This window comes from Shimia sp. (genome assembly GCF_041624275.1).
In the GTDB taxonomy this organism is placed as follows: domain Bacteria; phylum Pseudomonadota; class Alphaproteobacteria; order Rhodobacterales; family Rhodobacteraceae; genus Shimia.
The window spans coordinates 1-16,848 of sequence record NZ_JBFJVE010000011.1 but is presented as its reverse complement, the minus strand read 5'-3'; the positions used below and the strand labels follow the sequence as shown (position 1 = coordinate 16,848).

The following is a 16,848-nucleotide window of genomic DNA, read 5'->3' as shown; positions in this document are numbered from 1 at the left end:
CCATGCAGAATCCCCCCCGACTGACCGACCGCACCGCTCTGGCCCGCAACCGCGCACGGGCCGACCTGGCACAGGGCCTGTTCCTTCAGGAAACCGCCCTTGAAGAGGTTCAGGATCGCCTGACACTGGTTAACAGGGCCTTTAACACGGTGGCGATCGTCAGCCCCTTCCCCGACCTGTGGCGCCGGGTCGCGCCGCAGGCCGAGATCGTCGAGGACGCGGATGTCCTGGCGCTCGAGCCGGGCCGCTACGACCTTGTCATCCATGCAATGTGCCTGCACTGGGCCAACGACCCGGTGGGGCAGATCATCCAGTGCCGGCGGGCGCTGAAGAACGACGGGTTCTTCCTGTGCGTGAGCTTTGGCGGGCAGACCCTGCACGAGCTGCGCAGCGCCCTGGCCGAGGCCGAGGCCGAGGTCACCGGCGGCCTGTCGCCGCGCGTCGCCCCGATGGCCGAGATCCGCGATCTCGGGGCGCTGCTGCAACGCGCGGGGTTGAACCTGCCGGTGGCGGATGCGCTGCCGCTGAGGGTGACTTACGAAACGCCCTGGCACTTGATGCGCGATCTGCGCGCCATGGGCGAGGCCAATGCGCTCGAGGGGCGGTTGCGGCGGCCGACCGGGCGCCGGGTGATGATGCGCGCGACCGAGATCTACACCCGCGCCTTCATGCAGGACGGGCGCATGCCGGCCACCTTCGAGCTGATCTTCCTCAGCGGCTGGGCCCCGGACACCAGCCAGCCCAAGCCCCTGCGCCCCGGATCGGCCTCGGCGCGGCTGGCCGATGCGCTGGGCACCGACGAAACCAAGCTCGAGGATTGACAGCGCATAAGGATGCACTAGGTCAGCCGGAACGCTCAGATACAATGAGGAAGCCGATGAGTTCCATCACCGCCACCCGTTCCGAACACGGCCCCGGCGATCACCCCAGGGTGGCGCGCGGCAAGACCGGTGTCCTGCTGGCCAATCTGGGCACGCCCGATGGCTATACCTACTGGCCGATGCGTCGCTATCTCAGCCAGTTCCTGTCGGACAAGCGGGTGATCGACTATCCGGCGTGGAAATGGCAGCCGCTGCTGCAGGCGATCATCCTCACCAAGCGGCCCTTCAGCTCGGGCGCGGCCTATAGGTCGATCTGGAATCACGAGATCGACGAAAGCCCGCTCTTGACCATCACCAAGGCGCAGACCGCCAAGATCGCCCGCAGCCTGTCCGACAGTTTCGGCGACCGGGTGATGGTGGATTTCTGCATGCGCTACGGCAATCCTTCGACGGAGTCGAAGGTCCGCGCCATGGTTGAGGCAGGTTGCGAGAGGATCCTGTTCTTCCCGCTTTATCCGCAGTATGGCGGCGCCACCACGGCCACCGCCAATGACGCGTTCTTCCGCGCCCTGATGCAGGAAAAATGGCAGCCTGCGGCGCGCACGGTGCCGGCCTATTACGACGATGCCGGCTATATCGACGCGCTGGCCCGCAGCATCGAGGAAACCTATGAGACGCTGGAACAGCGGCCCGAGCTTCTGGTGGTCTCCTATCACGGCATGCCGATCCGCTACCTGCAAGAGGGCGACCCCTATCACTGCCACTGCCAGAAGAACACGCGCCTGCTGAAAGAGCGTCTGGGCTGGGACGACACCGAAATCGTGACCACCTTCCAGTCGCAGTTCGGCCCCGAGGAATGGCTGCAACCCTACACGGTGGACGAGGTGGCGCGCCTGGCGCGCGACGAGGGCAAGAAACGCATCGCCGTGATCGCCCCGGCGTTTTCGGCCGATTGCATCGAAACGCTGGAAGAGATCAACGAAGAGATCCGCGAAAGCTTTGAAGAGGCCGGGGGCGAGGAATTCACCTATATTCCCTGCCTGAACGACCGCGACGACCATGTCGCCGCCCTGTCGGACATCATCCGCGCGAACCTGCGAGGCTGGCTCGACTAGCCCGGATCACAGGGCGTGGAGTCAAAAGCAAAGGACAAAAGAAAAGGCGGAGCAAAATGCTCCGCCTTTTGCAATTCACAAGGCTGATAAATCAGTTGGCGGCAACAGCGCCGGCAACCAGAAGCAGCAGCAGTGCCGGAACCCAAACCGAGTCGGCCGACGAGCTTGCTTCGGCTTCGACGATCATCGGCTCAACGATCGGGTCTGCCATCGAACCGGCGGTTGCGGTCGAAGCAGCGGCGGCCAGAGCAGCGGCGAGAACGAGTTTTTTCATAGTATCCTCCAGATATTTAGCCAGTCGTCGCAATTGAACACGACGAAAAGCACCCAAGACTTACCTCGTATCCATGTCTAAACAGCAAAGCCGGGTGATTGCAAACCCCAGATTGCCACAGGCATGGCGCGAATGCCGAAATGTCGTCAAATTAGCAACACCTGAGTGCCCACTTTGGCCATCGCGAACAGCTCGGCAATATGCTCATTGTAGAGCCCGATGCAGCCATTGGAAGAGCGGCGGCCGATTTTTCTGGTGTCGTGGGTGCCGTGGATCCGGTAATAGGTCCAGCTCAGGTAAAGCGCGTGTGTACCCAACGGGTTATCCGGGCCCGGCGGCACGTAGTCGGGCCATTCGGGGTTGCGTTTCTTCATCGCCGGAGTCGGCGCCCAGCTTGGGCCCTCGACCTTGCGCACGACCTTGGTGCGACCACGCCGCGTGAGGTCATCGGTCAGTGGCACCGACGACGGGTAGAGCTTGTAAAGCGACTGGTCCTCGGACCAGTAGTGCAGCGCCCGTGACGTCACGTCGACAAGGATCGCGCCGTTGTTGGTGTTCGAGAAATAGGGTCGCCAGTCCAGCGCCCGAAAGCTCGAGATGTTGCGCACCACGGTCTCGTCGATGTCGCGCTCGACTTCCGTCGTGCCATCGGTCTGCGCCAGTGCCGGCGCGCTCAGGAACGCGGCGCCGCTTGCCAGAAAGGCGCGGCGCCCCAGGACTCGGTCGTGCTTTTTGGCCATCATTTCCCTCAAAGGTCGGATTGCATCGGTTGACCGGACAATATTGCGGGAAAGCCGCAGTCGCAAATCAAAGACTTGTCATTTTGGCGATCTCACGCCGATGTGGGTTTTCAAGGCAACGGGCGCCGGGGTAGAGGAGTGTGGACTGGAAAACCGACGGGACTGAGAAAATGACGCGACTTCTGGCTTTGATCGTGGCGGCCACCTTGGTGCTCGCCGGCTGCGGAACGACCACCGGCGGCGGCTCGAACGGCCCGCGCCAGTACAAGATCTCGTCGAACGCCACCGCGAAAATCCAGTACCGCGTGCTCGATTCGATCAATGCCCTGCGCCAGGCCTCGGGGGCCGGGCCGCTAGAGCTCAACGCCCAGCTCAACGCCGCCGCGGCCACCCACGCGCTGGACATGGCCAAACAGAACCGGCCCTGGCATTTCGGCTCGGACGGCTCATCGCCGATCCAGCGGGTGCAGCGCGTCGGCTATCAGGGCCTGTTCCTTGGCGAGACCATCTCGGAAACCTATGAGAACGAGCTTCAGACCCTCGAAGCTTGGCTGGCGCAGCCCGACACCAAGGGGGTTCTGCTGAACCCCGACGCCCAGGAACTGGGCTTTGCATGGTTCCAGGAGAGCAACGGCAAGATCTGGTGGGTGCTGGTCACCGGACGCCCCGACGCCGCGCCGCAGCTTCTGGGCTGAGGCAGCCCGCCGGGATCCTCGGGGTCACGACGGTCAATGGCCACCGGCCAGGCGCGGTCGTCGTCTTCGGGGTGCCGCCTTCAGCGATAGATCGAGACCAGCGTGCCGTCCCGGACCATCGCGTAGATGTCTTCCATCTCGTCGTTGGTCACGGCGATGCAGCCGGCGGTCCAGTCCTGCCCGCCGTCGCGGTATTTCCACGGCCGGCCATGAATGAAAATGTCGCCGCCGGGGTCTTCGCCGGCCGATTCGGCATCGGCCAGATCCCGAGCATTCGGATAGTCGATGCCGATCGAAAGGTGGAACTCGCTGTTGGGATTGCGCCGGTCGATCCGGTAATCGCCTTCGGGGGTCTTGCCGTCGCCACGTTTGGCCTTGTCGCCGACGGGCGCGAAACCCAGGCCGACATCATAGGTCTTCAGCACCTGCTCGCCATGCATGAGATACATCTTGCGGCTTTCCTTGTAGACCAGAACCCGGGTCACTTCGGGCCCGTTGTAGGTCTTGAATTTCGAGCTGCACCCCGCCAGCCCGGTCAGCACCAGAGCCACGAACGCCATTGAAAGCCACCGCATCGACATGTCCTTGTCCGTTTTGCCGCAACCCTAGCGCGGTTGCGCCCCGGCGGATAGCGCCCCGGCACGGGTCGCGCAATCGTGAACGCCTCAGGTGGCGGAAAACCGCGCCGCCAGTTCGATATGCGACGACCAGCGGAACTGGTCGACGAGTTGCACCCAGTCCAGAGCATAGCCGGCCGCGACCAGCCGCGCCGCATCTCGGGCAAAAGTGACCGGGTTGCAGGACACGAAGGCGATCACCGGAACCCCCGAGCGCGCCAGTTCGCCGACCTGGGCCTCGGCGCCGGCGCGCGGCGGGTCGATGACCGCGAAATCATAGGTCAGATCCTCGGCCATCACCGGGTTGCGGAACAGATCCCGCGCCTCGGTGGTCACCCGTTTCACCCTCTCGGCGCGGCGCCAGCCCTGATCCAGCGCCGCCAGCATCCCGGCCTCGAACTCCAGCGCGTGCATGGTGAACTGTTCGGCCAGCGGCAGGGTGAAGGTGCCGCAGCCGGCAAACAGGTCGACCCCGGCCGTGCCGGTCGCGCCGACCGCCTCGCGCACCGCCGAAAGCAGCGCCGCCTCGCCCTCGCGGGTGGCCTGAAGAAAGGCGCCCGGCGGTGGCAGCACCGCGCCGGGCCCGAACCGGTGTTCGGGGCGCGCCCGCATGGCGACGGTTTCCCCGTCCCAGGCCAGCCGCGCCAGCCCCAGGCGTTCGGCCTCCTGCGCCAGCAGGCTCTGCAGGGGCCCGTCCAGCGGCTTGCCCCCCGTGACCGCGATGTCGAGCCCGGCGTCGGCGAGGGTCGCGGTGACGCTCATCTCGCCCTTGCGGCTGGCACCGGCGCGGGCCAGCGCCTCGGCCGCCGCCAGCGCCGGCATCAGGTCGGGATGCAGCAGGTGGCAATCGTCGATGGCGCAGATCACGTCGCTGGCGCGCCGGTGGAACCCGGCCAGCGCCCCCTTCTTGGTGCGCCGCGCCGACAGGGTCGCGCGTCGCCGCGAGCGCGCCGGCGAGGTCAGGATCGGGCGCATCTCGGCCTCGAGCCCCTGCGCCGCCAGCGCCTGGCGCACCACGCCGGTTTTCCAGTCGGCGACGAAACCGTCCCGCGCATGTTGCAGCTGACAGCCGCCGCAGGTCTTGAAGTGCCGACAGGGCGGCGCCACCCGGTCGCCGGACGGGGTCAGCACCCGCACCGCGCCCAACCGGTTGCCCTGCAGTTCGCCGCGCACCACTTCGCCGGGCAGCGTCAACGGCACATAGACCGGCCCCGCCGCGATGCCGTCGCCATGCAGCCCCAACCGTTCGATCACATGTTCCGTCATGCCCAACCCATTTCCCGACGCCGCGCCCAGAGAGGGGGCGGCTCCTGTCCTGCCGGGTGGTCTACAGAAGACGGCCGCAGCAGAAAAGGGCCCGTCGCCACGGACCCCTCTACGAATACCGGCCAATGTCCGGGTCATCGGGCGCGCCGGGGGCCGCTTTTCGCGGGCCGTATCCGGGGATTTCGCCGCCAATCCGAGAAAACTGAATTAAAGGGAAAATTCGGCCTTGACCCCCATCGCCGGTCAGCATAGTAACCGCGCCACAGAGTGGGCCGTTAGCTCAGTTGGTAGAGCAACTGACTTTTAATCAGTGGGTCGTAGGTTCGAATCCTACACGGCTCACCACTTTATCCGATTGATCGGAAACGAAAAACCGCCGAGCGAGAGCTTGGCGGTTTTCGCTTTTCAGCGACAGGGAAAGAGCTGCGAAAGGCCCGCCCCGATACCCCGACTCGCGCCTCGGCAATCGACGCGACAGACGCAAGCGACCCCGGGGCGAGGCGGCCTTGGGCCGCGCCGCCAAGGCAGGGCCCGGTCACCTGTCGGTGCAGGCCGCCATCAGCCGATAGACGATCTGCGCGGCGGTGAAATCCCAGGCCGGGTTGCCGTCGGGGGCCAGTTCGACCACGTCGAGACCGACGCAGCGGCGCCCCTTGAGGGCGTGTTCCACGAGGTGCAGGGCCTGGTAGTAGCCGAGACCGCCGGGCACCGGCGTGCCGGTGGCGGGCATCAGGCTGGGATCGAGCCCGTCGACATCGAAGCTGACATAGACATCTTCGGGAAAATCCTCGGGCAGATCGACGGCGTGAAGCTCCTTGGTGACCAGCTCCTCGGCGTCCCGGAAGAAGACATCTTGCGCCGCGCGTTCGTCGATTTCCTGCTGGCAGAGGGCGCGGACCCCGAACTGGGCCAGGCGGATGCCGTCGCTGGCCAGCAGATGCATGACCGAAGCGTGGGAATGCGGCTCGCCCTGATAGGCGATGCGCAGGTCGGCATGGGCATCGATCTGGATCACGCCGAGCGGCTTGCCAAGGGCGCGGGCGACGCCGGTGACCGCACCATAGGAGAGCGAATGTTCACCGCCCAGCGTCACCGGCACCTGACCGGCGCGCAGCGCCGCTTCGGTGCGGCCGGCAAGGCGCTCCATGACCTCGGGCAAGGGGCCGGTGCAGTCGAGCGGGGCCTCGGTAAAGATGCCCTCGGCGCAGGGTTCGGCGCCATTGGTGATGCGCTCCAGCTCGTTCGAGGCCTCGATGATGGCGGCCGGGCCGCCTGCGGTGCCCGCGCCGTAGGAGACGGTGCGCTCCAGCGGCACGGGGATGACGCGGAAGCGGGCGTTTTCGCCGCGCTCGGTGGCGGAAAGTTCGCTGTCGAGGAAGATGCTCATGAGAGTCTTTCTTTGAAGTCGGAATAGTCGAATTGGCGCAGGATGCGCAGGGCGCCGGTGGTGCTGTTCCAGAGCGCGATGGCGGGCAGCGGCACGCCGTTGAAAGTGTTGGTCTTGACCATCGAGTAATGGGCCTGGTCGAGAAAGGCAAAGCGCTGCCCGATCTCGAGCGGCGCGGCCCAGGTGTAGTCTCCGATGACGTCTCCCGCGAGACAGGAAGGGCCGCCGAGACGATAGCGGTGGCCGGCCTCGGCCTCGCCCATCAGGGCCGGGCGATAGGGGGCCTCGATCACGTCCGGCATGTGGCAGGTGGCCGAGATATCGGTGATGGCAAGGTCCATGCCGTTCCGCGGCAGGTCGAGGATCTCACCGACCAGGATGCCGGCATCCAGCGCCACCGCCTCGCCCGGTTCGAGATAGACCTCAAGCCCGTGGGTGTCGCGGATGCCGCGCAGAAAGGCGACCAGCGCATCGCGGTCATAATCGGCGCGGGTGATGTGATGGCCGCCGCCGAAGTTGAGCCATTTCAGGCCGGGCAGATAGGGGGCGAGTTTCGGCGCGACGGCCTGCCAGGTGCGCCGGAGCGGCTCGAACCCCTGTTCGCAGAGCGTGTGCATATGCAGCCCGTCCACACCCGAAAGCGCCTCGGGCGTCAGCTGGCTGACCGGGGTGCCAAGGCGCGAGCAGGGGGCGCAGGGGTCGTATTTGGCGACCTCGCCCTCGGAATGCTCGGGGTTGATGCGCAGCCCGACCTGCACGCCTGCGGCCTGCGCCCGGGCGAGAAACCGGTCTTTCTGCGCCGGGCTGTTGAAGATGACGTGATCGGAAAGCGAAAGGATCCCGTCGATGTCCTGTTCCTTGTAGGCGGCACAGAAGGTCGCGACCTCGCCGCCGTATTCCTCGCGTGCCAGCCGCGCCTCGTAGATGCCGCTGGCGCAGGTGCCCGCGAGGTATTGGCGCACCAGCGGCGCCAGGGAAAACATCGAGAAGGCCTTGAGCGCCGCCAGCACATGGGCGCCCGAGCGATCGGCCACATCGCCAAGGATCGCCAGGTTGCGCGCCACCGCCACCTCGTCGACCACGAAACAGGGGGAGGGCACGCGGGAGAGGTCGAAGTCGCGGAAGGCGCCGGCATCGCCGGCCTGGGTGGTCATCATGTCGGCCATCTGCGGCTCCTGAACGGCAGGACCGGGGCGCTGCCCCGGACCCCGGAAGTATTTGAAAAGAGATGAAGGGGCGGCCCGGAGGCCGCCTCGGGGTTTGGGGTCAGAACTGGACCGGGCCGTCCAGCTCATGCACCTGCCATGGCAGGCCGTGCTCGTTCAGCATGTCCATGAAGTTGTCAGGATCGAGCTGTTCCATGTTCCACACACCGGGCTCAACCCAGTTGCCCTTGAGCACCTGCGCCGCACCGATCATCGCTGGCACACCGGTGGTGTAGGACACGGCTTGTGAGCCGACTTCGGCATAACATTCTTCGTGGTCACAGATATTGTAGATGTAATAGGTCTTTTCGCCCGAGCCGTCCTTGGCCTGGCCGGTGGCGATGTCGCCGATGCAGGCCTTGCCCTTGGTTTCCGCGCCGAGATCGCCGGGATCGGGCAGGAGGGTCTTCAGGAACTGGATCGGGATGATCTCCTTGCCGTCATGCATCACCGGATCAATCCGGGTCATGCCGACATTTTCCAGCACCTTGGCGTGCATGATATAGGCATCACCGAAGGTCATCCAGAAGCGGGCGCGCTCGATCTCGGGGAAGTGGGTCGACAGCGATTCCAGCTCCTCGTGATACATCAGATACATGTTCTTGGGGCCGATGGCCGGGAAGTCGAATTCGACCTTGGTGGTCATCGCCGGGCTGGTCTTCCATTCGCCGCCTTCCCAGTGGCGCACCTCGGCCAGCACCTCGCGCAGGTTGATCTCGGGGTTGAAGTTGGTGGCGAACTCCTGATCGTTCGAGCCGCCATTGGCGTCCAGCACGTCGATCTGGCGGATGCTGTCCAGCTTGTGCTTTTTCAGCCATTTGGCAAAGACCGAGGTCACGCCCGGATCGAAGCCGGACCCCAGAATCGCCGTCAGGCCGGCTTCCTTGAAACGCTCCTGATAGGCCCATTGCCAGTGGTATTCGAACTTGGCGACATCCTCGGGCTCGTAATTGGCGGTGTCGAGGTAATGGCAGCCGGCCTCGAGGCAGGCATCCATCAGCACCAGATCCTGATAGGGCAGCGCCAGGTTGACCAGGATCTCGGCCCCGGTTTCGCGGATCAGCGCCACGGTCGCGGCGACGTCATAGGCGTCGAGCTCGGCGGTCTTGATCTCGACCCCGGTGCGTTCCTTCACGCTCGCGGCGATGGCGTCGCATTTCGATTTGGTGCGACTGGCCAGGGTGATCTCGGTGAAGATGTCGGCGTTCATCGCCATCTTGTGCACCGAGGCGTGGCTCACGCCGCCGGCACCAACAACAAGTGTCTTGCCCATGGTGGTTGTCTCCTTACCGGGGTTATTCATAATAGGTATAGCCGTTGATCGAATCCCGATAGGCCCCGATCAGGGTTTTGCGTTCACCGACCTCAAGCGCGCCGCGCGAAATCGCCTCGTCGACCATCTTGCGGAACTCGGCAACGCAGTCGGCGGGGTCGAACTCGACATAGGACAGGACCTCGGAGATCGTGTCGCCCTCCTGTTCGTGCAACAGATCAAAGCCGCCATCCTCGCGAAGGTCGATCGTCACCACATTGGTGTCACCGAAGAGGTTGTGCAGATCGCCCAGGGTTTCCTGATAGGCGCCGACGAAGAACACGCCAAGGTAATAGGGGTCGTCCTCGGGCAGGGAATGCACCGGCAGCGACGGCGAAATGCCGTCGGCAAGGATGAAACGGTCGACCTTGCCGTCGCTGTCGCAGGTGATGTCCGAGAGCACGGCGCGCCGGTCGGGCAGCTGGTTCAGCATCTGAAGCGGCACGATCGGGTGCAGCTGGCCAATCGCCCAGACATCGGGCAGCGACTGGAACAGGGAGAAGTTGCAATGATAGACATCGGCGACCTTCTCGAGTTTCTCGCCCAGTTCGTCGCCCTCGTCGGCGGTCGCGGCAAGCGCCTTGATCCGCGCGATCAGCGACAGGAAGATGCGCTCGGCCCGCGCCATCTGGCGCAGGTCGACCATGCCGCGCCGGAACAGGCCGCGCAGCTCGTCGCGATAGAAGGTGGCGTCGTTCCAGCATTCCTGAACCCGGCCCGGCACCAGATAGCCGCTGACCGCGGCCAGGTCGGCCACAAGGTGGTGATCCTCGGGCTGCACCTCGGGCGCGTCGGGCGCGTCATAAAGCGTGGTCTCGAGCACGTCGAACAGCAGCATCGACGAGGTCGCCGCCACCGCCCGCCCGCTTTCGGTGACCAGCACCGGATGGGCCATCTCGGCCTCGTCCATGGCATAGGCCACGGTCTCCACCACGTTCGAGGCATATTCCTCGATCGAATAGTTGATCGAGTTCTCGGCTGCGCGTTTCTCGCCGGTATAGTCGACCCCGAGACCGCCGCCGAGATCGAGATGGGTCAGCGGCACGCCCTCGTGGGTCAGCTCGATGAAATAGCGGCAGGCCTCGGTGGTGGCGCGGCGCACGTCGTTGACGTCGGGCACCTGGCTGCCGAGATGCGAATGTTGCAGCTTCAGGCAGTGCAGCAGGCCGACGTCCTTCAGCCGGTCGACCACGCGCAAGAGCTGGTCGGTGTTCATGCCGAAGGCCGAGCGGTCACCCGAGCTTTCCTGCCACTTGCCGCCGATCTGGTTGGTCAGCTTGACCCGCACCCCCAGAAGCGGATCGATGCCAAGTTCGCGGGTGACCTCGATGACGGTTTCCGCCTCTTTCGGGCTTTCCAGAACGATGATGGTGTTGAACCCGAGGCGGCGCGACAGGATCGCCAGCCGGATGAACTCGGCATCCTTGACCCCGTTGCAGACGATCAGCGCCTCCTTGGAAAGCCGGTGGGCCAGCGCGATCACCAGCTCGGGCTTGGAGCCGGCCTCGAGCCCGTATTCGAATTCGCGGCCGAACTCGACGATCCGGTCGATCACCTGGGCCTGCTGGTTGACCTTGATCGGGAACACGCCGCGATAGGGCGCCTTGTAGCCGACCCGTTCGATGGCGCTGGCAAAGCTCTGGTTCAGGTGGCGGATTTCGCTTTCCAGAAACGAGCTGATGCGCAGCAAAAGGGGTGTCGCGATGCCGCGCTGATCGAGATCGCGCAGGATGCCGGGCAGGCTGATCGGGGCGGCATTTTCCCGCGCCGGGTTGCGCAGAGCGATTTCGCCCTCGGCCGAGATCGTGACGAGACCTTTGCCCCACCGGTCGACTCCGTAAATGCTTTCGCTGCACTTGTGATCCTGGGTCACGTGACATCGCCTTTGCTGATGAGAGAAGAAGAAACAAGAAACACGAGGACCATATCGCGCTGACGCTGCCATCCTGCCATCGGGCTGGATGGCTGAACGCAGGACTGACGTCTGATCCTATAACCGGTCCATAAATACAGGCCCCTGTTGGATTTGTCCCGATTCGGCAACGCGAGGCTTATAGGGTTTCCGGTGATTCCCTCCAATAGGGAAAACCGCCGGTTCATCGACCGGATGCGCCGGTTTTCTCATGGCGCGCGCGCCGGCGCCATATCTCCCGGACACCGGGTGGGAGACCACGAAACAGGCGGCGCGGCCGTGGCGCGGCTGTCGGTATCTGTCTTTTCGAGAAAGGTCCAAGGCCCCGGCCTGTGCCGGAAGCGTTGGTGCCCAGAAGAGGACTCGAACCTCCACGTCCATACGGACACTAGCACCTGAAGCTAGCGCGTCTACCAATTCCGCCATCTGGGCACGGGTTGGTGAGGCAGGCATTTAGACCTGCTTTGGGGGGGTGTCAACGAGGTAATTGAAGATTTTTCATTTTTCCTTTCGAGCAGCCAGACGCGGGCGCGAGGCCGGCCCGACGCTGGCCGGGCCCCCAGGCCGGGCGTTGTGCCCCCTGCCGCGACCGAAAGGTGGTATTCTTGTCGCGGGGCCCGCTTTGCGCCTTGTTCCCAAGCCGTCGCAGGGGTATTTCAGGGCACGGATTTCAGTTAGTGGAGGGTCCCATGCCTAAACTCGTGACGATTTATGGCGGCTCCGGATTTGTCGGGCGCCACATCGCGCGTCGCATGGCCAAAGAGGGCTGGCTGGTGCGGGTCGCCGTGCGCCGCCCCAACGAAGCCTTGTTCGTCAAACCCTATGGCACCGTGGGTCAGGTCGAACCCTTCCCCTGCAACATTCGCGACGACGCCTCGGTCGAGGCCGCGATGCAGGGAGCGGACGCGGTCGTGAACTGCGTCGGCGTTCTGGGCGAGCATCGCAAGAACACCTTTGACGCGACCATGGCCGAAGGCGCCGAGCGCGTCGCCCGGCTGGCCGCCGCCAATGGCGTCGCGACGATGGTGCATGTCTCGGCGATCGGCGCCGACGCCGATTCCGACAGCGCCTATGCACGGGCCAAGGCCAAGGGCGAGGCGGCGGTGCTGTCGCATATGCCCGGTGCCATGATCCTGCGCCCCTCGGTGATCTTCGGTCAGGGCGACGGCTTCTTCGACCGCTTCGGTTCGCTGTCGCAGTTTGGCCCGGTGCTGCCGATCGTCGGCGGCAACACCCGCTTTCAGCCGGTCTTTGTCGATGACGTCGCCGCCGCAGCGGTCAAGGGCGTGCTCGGCGAGGCCAGCGGCACCTACGAACTGGGCGGCCCCGATGTCGGCACGCTGCGCGACTTCGTCGACCAGACCCTCGAAGTGACCCTGCGCAAACGCCTGGTGGTGAACCTGCCGCAGGGGTTGGCCGGCCTGATGGCCTGGGCCTGCGACATGGCCCAGTCGGTGCTGATGGGGCTGATCGAGAACAAGATCCTGACCCGCGACCAGCTCAAGCTCTTGCAGCAGGACAACGTGGTCTCCGAAGGGGCCAAGACCCTCGAAGACCTGGGCATCAAGCCGACCAACACCGCGACGGTGCTGCCGGACTACCTGTGGCGCTACCGCGTCTCCGGCCAGTATGCCGCGATCAAGGACTCGGCCAAGAACCTCAAGGTCTGATCCACGCGATCAACAACGCTTTTGACCGGGCGGGCCCTTGGGGGTCCGCCCGTTTCCGTTTGCGACTCAGGTATAGGCGATGAACAGCAGCACCAGCCCCAGCGCCACCCGGTAGATCACATAGGGGGTATAGCTGACGCTCTGCAAAAGCCGCATCATCAGCTTCAGCGCCAGCAGGGCCGCAACGAAGGACAGGGCCGCGGCGATGGCGCCATCGCGGGCAACCTGCATGTCAGCGCTGCCGATGACCTTGACCCCCAGAAGGGTCCCGCTGGCGATGATCGTCGGGATCGACATCAGCATCGACAGGCGCGCCGCCTCGCTGCGTTCATAGCCCAGCGCCCGCGCCCCGGTGATGGTGATGCCCGAGCGCGACGTGCCGGGAATCAGCGCCACCGCCTGCCACAGGCCCATGATCATGGCGTCGCGCAGCGTCCAGTCGGCCGCGGTTTTGCCGGTCGCGCCGCGCTGATCCATCCACCACAGAAGAATGCCGAAACCCAGCATGGTCCAGCCGATCACCGCGATGCCGCGCATCGCATCGCTGAGCCCGGTCACGCTGAGCACCAGACCGACCACCACCACCGGGACCGTGGCCAGGATCAGCAGCAGCGCCAGCCGGCTGCCCTTGGTGTCGGCGCGACCGCGCGCAAGGCGCGGCAACCCGAGCAGGGCCAGCCGGACGTCGGACCAGAAATACAGCACCACGGCGCCCAGAGTGCCGACATGCACCGCAACGTCGATCGCCTGCCCCTGGTCGCTCAACCCGGTGAGATTCGGCAGCAGAATCAGATGCCCCGAAGAGCTGACCGGCAGGAATTCGGTGATCCCCTGAATCACCGCGACCAGAAAAATATGAAAAATTCCCATATATGGCGCCTCTGAAAATATATGCCCTTTCGTATAAAGGTCTGGATTCAGAAAGAAAGCAGACTTTTAGGTCCGATCCGGAGTTAAATTGTTCAATATTTTTCATCCCGGAAGGTCATGAAGGGGAAAAAACGAATATTAGGTCAGCAAGATTGCCTTTTCTTTCGGATTTGCCCTGTTTATAAGCGCTGGACGGAAGACATCAGGAGGCAGCTGCAGTGGCCAAGCAACCAATGCTGAAATTCGTAACGGTAAACCGTGACATGCCGCACAAGCGCGATGCGGAGACTCGCAACAAGGATTTCGCTGAAATCTATGCCGAGTTCGCCGAGGCCAAGGCCGCCGAACAGGCCAGCCGCTGCTCGCAATGCGGCGTGCCCTATTGTCAGGCGCATTGCCCGCTGCACAACAATATCCCCGATTGGCTGCGGATGACCGCGACCGGCCGCCTGGAAGAGGCCTACGAGCTGAGCCAGGCCACCAACACCTTCCCCGAGATCTGCGGCCGCATCTGCCCGCAGGACCGTCTGTGCGAAGGCAATTGCGTGATCGAACAGTCGGGCCATGAAACCGTGACCATCGGCGCGGTCGAGAAATACATCACCGACACCGCCTGGGAAAAGGGCTGGGTCAAGCCGATCACGCCGGCCGGCGAGCGCCCCGAAAGCGTCGGCATCATCGGTGCCGGCCCCGGCGGCCTGGCGGCAGCCGACCATCTGCGCCGCGCCGGTGTTCAGGTCACGGTCTATGACCGCCACGACCGCGCCGGCGGCCTGCTGACCTATGGCATCCCCGGTTTCAAACTTGAAAAAGACGTGGTGATGCGCCGCAACGATCAGCTCGAAGCGGGCGGCGTGACCTTCCGCCTGAACTGCGAGATCGGCAAGGACATCACCTTCGACGAGATCCGCAACGCGCATGACGCGGTGATCATCGCCACCGGCGTCTACAAGACCCGCGATCTGTCGGGGCCGGGCGCCGGCGCCGCCGGAATCGTCCGCGCCATCGACTATCTGACCTGCTCCAACCGGCTCAGCTTTGGCGACAGCGTGCCCGAGTTCGACAGCGGCGAGCTGGATGCCAAGGGCAAGAAGGTGGTGGTGATCGGCGGCGGCGACACCGCCATGGACTGCCTGCGCACCGCCGTGCGCCAGGGCGCCGAAAGCGTCAAATGCCTGTATCGCCGCGACCGTGCCAACATGCCCGGTTCGCAGCGCGAAACCCAGAACGCCGAGGAAGAAGGCGTGGTCTTCGAATGGCTCGCCGCGCCGCAGGGCTTTGCCGGCGACCCGGTGACCGGCGTCATGGTGCAGCGCATGCGCCTTGGGCAGCCCGATGCCACCGGCCGCCAGACCCCCGAGGTGATCGAGGGCGCGGATTACGTCGAAGAGGCCGATCTGGTCATCAAGGCGCTGGGTTTCGAACCCGAAGACCTGCCGACGCTCTGGGATCAGCCCGAGCTGGAAGTCACCCGCTGGGGAACCGTGAAAGCGGAGTTCACCACCGGGGCGACGGCGATGGACGGCGTTTACGCAGTGGGCGACATCGTGCGCGGTGCCTCGCTGGTGGTCTGGGCGATCCGCGACGGGCGCGACTGCGCCGCCGCGATCCTCGAGCGTTTCGAAGGCGCGGTGGAAGTGGCGGCCGAATAGGCTTTCGGCCACCTGCCGACCGGGCAGCAAGAATTGAGCCGGTGCGACCGGAGATGCCGGATGAACGGCCCCCGCACCGCAGGTCAGCCCAGCTGACCCACCAAGTTGAGAAAGGGTAAAACCATGACCAAGTATGACGAGAACTGGGTGCGCGCGGAAGAAGCCAAGCGCAGGTGGATGGCCGAGAACGGCCTCTACTCGGAAGAGGAAGAGCACTCTTCCTGTGGTGTCGGCCTTGTCGTGTCGATCGACGGCAAACCCAGCCGCAAGGTGGTGGAATCCGGCATCACCGCGCTGAAGGCGATCTGGCACCGCGGGGCCGTCGACGCCGACGGCAAGACCGGCGACGGCGCCGGCATCCACGTCCAGATCCCGGTGCAGTTCTTCTACGACCAGATCCGCCGCACCGGCCACGAGCCGCGCATGGACGAGCTGATGGCCATCGGCCAGGTGTTCCTGCCGCGCACCGACCACGGCGCCCAAGAGGCCTGCCGGACCATCGTCGAGACCGAAGTGCTCAAAATGGGCTATCGCATCTACGGCTGGCGCCATGTGCCGGTAGATGTGACCTGTCTTGGCGAAAAGGCCAACGCCACCCGGCCCGAGATCGAACAGATCCTGATTTCCAATGCCAAGGGCGTTGACGAAGAGACCTTCGAACGCGAGCTTTACGTGATCCGCCGCCGGATCGAGAAGGCCGCCGCGGCCGCCCATATCCGCGACCTCTATATCGCGTCTCTGTCCTGCCGTTCGATCATCTACAAGGGCATGATGCTGGCCGAGCAGGTCGCCGTGTTCTACCCCGACCTGATGGACGAGCGTTTCGAGTCGGCCTTTGCCCTCTATCACCAGCGCTATTCGACCAACACCTTCCCGCAGTGGTGGCTGGCGCAGCCGTTCCGGATGCTGGCCCATAACGGCGAGATCAACACGCTGAAGGGCAACGTCAACTGGATGAAGAGCCACGAGCCGCTGATGAGCCACGAGCTGTATGGCGAGTACATGGACGACCTGCTGCCCGTGGTCCAGCCGGGGAGCTCGGATTCGGCGGCGCTCGACGCGGTGTTCGAGCTCATGGTGCGCGCCGGGCGCGACCTGCCGATGGCGAAAACCATGCTGATCCCCGAGGCCTGGGCTCAGAACCGCAGCATGCCAAAGGATCAGCAAGGCCTTTACGCCTATTGCAATGCGGTGATGGAGCCCTGGGACGGGCCGGCGGCGATCTGCGGCTTCGGCGGTCGCTGGGCGGTGGCCGGCATGGACCGGAACGGGCTGAGGCCGCTTCGCTACACCGTTACCAAGGACGGCCTGC

Annotated in this window: 14 protein-coding genes, 2 tRNA genes and 1 pseudogene; 7 read left to right on the top strand and 10 right to left on the bottom strand. The window is 64.7% G+C overall.

Annotation, left to right across the window (positions count from 1 at the left end):
• Positions 1 to 2 precede the first annotated feature (2 nt).
• Positions 3 to 821 (top strand): methyltransferase domain-containing protein, encoded by an 819-nt coding sequence (locus ABZD10_RS01950; protein WP_372884418.1) that lies wholly within the window; start codon positions 3 to 5, stop codon positions 819 to 821.
• Between the two features lie 56 nt (positions 822 to 877).
• Positions 878 to 1,936 (top strand): ferrochelatase, encoded by a 1,059-nt coding sequence (hemH, locus tag ABZD10_RS01945; RefSeq protein ID WP_372884417.1) that lies wholly within the window; start codon positions 878 to 880, stop codon positions 1,934 to 1,936.
• Between the two features lie 91 nt (positions 1,937 to 2,027).
• Here hemH and ABZD10_RS01940 read toward each other — a convergent pair whose 3' ends face one another.
• Together ABZD10_RS01940 and ABZD10_RS01935 are read right to left on the bottom strand one after the other, a co-directional pair.
• Entirely contained in the window at positions 2,028 to 2,210 is a 183-nt protein-coding gene (locus tag ABZD10_RS01940) for a hypothetical protein (protein WP_372884416.1), read from the bottom strand.
• A gap of 146 nt (positions 2,211 to 2,356) precedes the next feature.
• Complete coding sequence (locus tag ABZD10_RS01935; RefSeq protein ID WP_372884415.1) at positions 2,357 to 2,950, bottom strand: L,D-transpeptidase; 594 nt, start codon at positions 2,948 to 2,950, stop codon at positions 2,357 to 2,359.
• 170 nt (positions 2,951 to 3,120) lie between these two features.
• On the opposite strand from ABZD10_RS01935, the gene ABZD10_RS01930 reads away from it, so the two are divergent.
• Complete coding sequence (locus ABZD10_RS01930; protein ID WP_372884414.1) at positions 3,121 to 3,645, top strand: CAP domain-containing protein; 525 nt, start codon at positions 3,121 to 3,123, stop codon at positions 3,643 to 3,645.
• An 80-nt stretch (positions 3,646 to 3,725) separates the two neighbouring features.
• Here the strand turns inward: ABZD10_RS01930 and ABZD10_RS01925 are convergent, their stop codons facing one another.
• A complete protein-coding gene (locus ABZD10_RS01925) occupies positions 3,726 to 4,220 on the bottom strand; it encodes a murein L,D-transpeptidase family protein (RefSeq protein ID WP_372884413.1) in 495 nt (164 codons plus the stop codon).
• 90 nt (positions 4,221 to 4,310) lie between these two features.
• Positions 4,311 to 5,528: a class I SAM-dependent RNA methyltransferase gene (locus ABZD10_RS01920; protein ID WP_372884412.1), complete on the bottom strand. Its 1,218-nt coding sequence runs from the start codon at positions 5,526 to 5,528 to the stop codon at positions 4,311 to 4,313.
• A gap of 269 nt (positions 5,529 to 5,797) precedes the next feature.
• Between ABZD10_RS01920 and ABZD10_RS01915 the strand changes: the two genes are divergently transcribed.
• Positions 5,798 to 5,873, top strand: a tRNA-Lys gene (locus ABZD10_RS01915).
• A 190-nt stretch (positions 5,874 to 6,063) separates the two neighbouring features.
• On the opposite strand, the gene speB is transcribed toward ABZD10_RS01915, so the two are convergent.
• The 5 genes from speB to ABZD10_RS01890 all read right to left on the bottom strand — a co-directional run bounded on the left by speB (position 6,064) and on the right by ABZD10_RS01890 (position 11,776).
• A complete protein-coding gene (gene speB / locus ABZD10_RS01910; protein ID WP_372884411.1) occupies positions 6,064 to 6,915 on the bottom strand; it encodes an agmatinase in 852 nt (283 codons plus the stop codon).
• Entirely contained in the window at positions 6,912 to 8,081 is a 1,170-nt protein-coding gene (locus tag ABZD10_RS01905; protein ID WP_372884410.1) for a carboxynorspermidine decarboxylase, read from the bottom strand. Before ABZD10_RS01905 ends, speB begins: the two co-directional genes overlap by 4 nt.
• Before the next feature lie 100 nt (positions 8,082 to 8,181).
• The gene (locus ABZD10_RS01900; RefSeq protein ID WP_372884409.1) at positions 8,182 to 9,393 is read right to left on the bottom strand and encodes a saccharopine dehydrogenase family protein; all 1,212 of its coding nucleotides are present in this window, start codon (positions 9,391 to 9,393) and stop codon (positions 8,182 to 8,184) included.
• A 22-nt stretch (positions 9,394 to 9,415) separates the two neighbouring features.
• Positions 9,416 to 11,305 (bottom strand): biosynthetic arginine decarboxylase, encoded by a 1,890-nt coding sequence (speA, locus tag ABZD10_RS01895; protein WP_372884408.1) that lies wholly within the window; start codon positions 11,303 to 11,305, stop codon positions 9,416 to 9,418.
• A 384-nt stretch (positions 11,306 to 11,689) separates the two neighbouring features.
• Positions 11,690 to 11,776, bottom strand: a tRNA-Leu gene (locus ABZD10_RS01890).
• Positions 11,777 to 12,033: 257 nt separating this feature from the next.
• On the opposite strand from ABZD10_RS01890, the gene ABZD10_RS01885 reads away from it, so the two are divergent.
• Complete coding sequence (locus ABZD10_RS01885) at positions 12,034 to 13,014, top strand: complex I NDUFA9 subunit family protein (protein WP_372884407.1); 981 nt, start codon at positions 12,034 to 12,036, stop codon at positions 13,012 to 13,014.
• A 66-nt stretch (positions 13,015 to 13,080) separates the two neighbouring features.
• Here ABZD10_RS01885 and ABZD10_RS01880 read toward each other — a convergent pair whose 3' ends face one another.
• Positions 13,081 to 13,884, bottom strand: a complete 804-nt coding sequence (locus ABZD10_RS01880; protein ID WP_372884406.1) for an undecaprenyl-diphosphate phosphatase — start codon at positions 13,882 to 13,884, stop codon at positions 13,081 to 13,083.
• Between the two features lie 218 nt (positions 13,885 to 14,102).
• Here ABZD10_RS01880 and ABZD10_RS01875 point away from each other — a divergent pair, with 218 nt between their 5' ends.
• Together ABZD10_RS01875 and ABZD10_RS01870 are read left to right on the top strand one after the other, a co-directional pair.
• Complete coding sequence (locus tag ABZD10_RS01875) at positions 14,103 to 15,536, top strand: NAD(P)-dependent oxidoreductase (RefSeq protein ID WP_372884405.1); 1,434 nt, start codon at positions 14,103 to 14,105, stop codon at positions 15,534 to 15,536.
• A 123-nt stretch (positions 15,537 to 15,659) separates the two neighbouring features.
• Positions 15,660 to 16,848 (top strand): annotated as a pseudogene (locus ABZD10_RS01870) (glutamate synthase large subunit); the annotation flags it as partial.

Excerpts from the sequence above, each read along its gene's own strand:
- ABZD10_RS01950 (WP_372884418.1), top strand. The coding sequence starts at position 3 with ATGCAGAATCCCCCCCGACTGACCGACCGCACCGCTCTGGCCCGCAAC.
- hemH (WP_372884417.1), top strand. The coding sequence starts at position 878 with ATGAGTTCCATCACCGCCACCCGTTCCGAACACGGCCCCGGCGATCAC.
- ABZD10_RS01940 (WP_372884416.1), bottom strand. The coding sequence starts at position 2,210 with ATGAAAAAACTCGTTCTCGCCGCTGCTCTGGCCGCCGCTGCTTCGACC.
- ABZD10_RS01935 (WP_372884415.1), bottom strand. The coding sequence starts at position 2,950 with ATGGCCAAAAAGCACGACCGAGTCCTGGGGCGCCGCGCCTTTCTGGCA.
- ABZD10_RS01930 (WP_372884414.1), top strand. The coding sequence starts at position 3,121 with ATGACGCGACTTCTGGCTTTGATCGTGGCGGCCACCTTGGTGCTCGCC.
- ABZD10_RS01925 (WP_372884413.1), bottom strand. The coding sequence starts at position 4,220 with ATGCGGTGGCTTTCAATGGCGTTCGTGGCTCTGGTGCTGACCGGGCTG.
- ABZD10_RS01920 (WP_372884412.1), bottom strand. The coding sequence starts at position 5,528 with ATGACGGAACATGTGATCGAACGGTTGGGGCTGCATGGCGACGGCATC.
- speB (WP_372884411.1), bottom strand. The coding sequence starts at position 6,915 with ATGAGCATCTTCCTCGACAGCGAACTTTCCGCCACCGAGCGCGGCGAA.
- ABZD10_RS01905 (WP_372884410.1), bottom strand. The coding sequence starts at position 8,081 with ATGGCCGACATGATGACCACCCAGGCCGGCGATGCCGGCGCCTTCCGC.
- ABZD10_RS01900 (WP_372884409.1), bottom strand. The coding sequence starts at position 9,393 with ATGGGCAAGACACTTGTTGTTGGTGCCGGCGGCGTGAGCCACGCCTCG.
- ABZD10_RS01885 (WP_372884407.1), top strand. The coding sequence starts at position 12,034 with ATGCCTAAACTCGTGACGATTTATGGCGGCTCCGGATTTGTCGGGCGC.
- ABZD10_RS01880 (WP_372884406.1), bottom strand. The coding sequence starts at position 13,884 with ATGGGAATTTTTCATATTTTTCTGGTCGCGGTGATTCAGGGGATCACC.